This window comes from Psychrobacter sp. TB20-MNA-CIBAN-0197, assembly GCF_040309765.1.
GTDB classification, from domain to species: Bacteria; Pseudomonadota; Gammaproteobacteria; order Pseudomonadales; family Moraxellaceae; genus Psychrobacter; species Psychrobacter submarinus.
In genome coordinates this window covers 1-262 of the sequence record NZ_JBEOPC010000825.1, presented here as the reverse complement: position 1 = coordinate 262, position 262 = coordinate 1, and the positions used below count along the sequence as shown (strand labels likewise).

At 40.1% G+C, this 262-nt stretch carries 1 pseudogene; it reads right to left on the bottom strand.

Annotated elements, in window-relative coordinates:
- Positions 1-262, bottom strand: a pseudogene (locus tag AAEY83_RS16160) (carbohydrate porin); the annotation flags it as partial.

Below are 262 nucleotides of genomic sequence, written 5' to 3'. Positions count from 1 at the left end.
GGTTCTGCGTATGTACCTTCATTTGGTGCACGACTACCTACAATATCGTACGAGTAACGCTTGCTTTTATCGGAACCACCGTCTACTCCGCCTAGTTCATCATTTTTGAAAAAACCAAGGTCTAGCTTCCAGTTGTCTTTAAGTTTACGTTTTACTACCACACCTAAATCAAAATCGTCTTCTAACCCTACGTAATAGTTAGTGCTAAAAAAATAACTGTGTGAGTTGTACGGGCCGTTACCAAAAGGAACAGATGTTATAC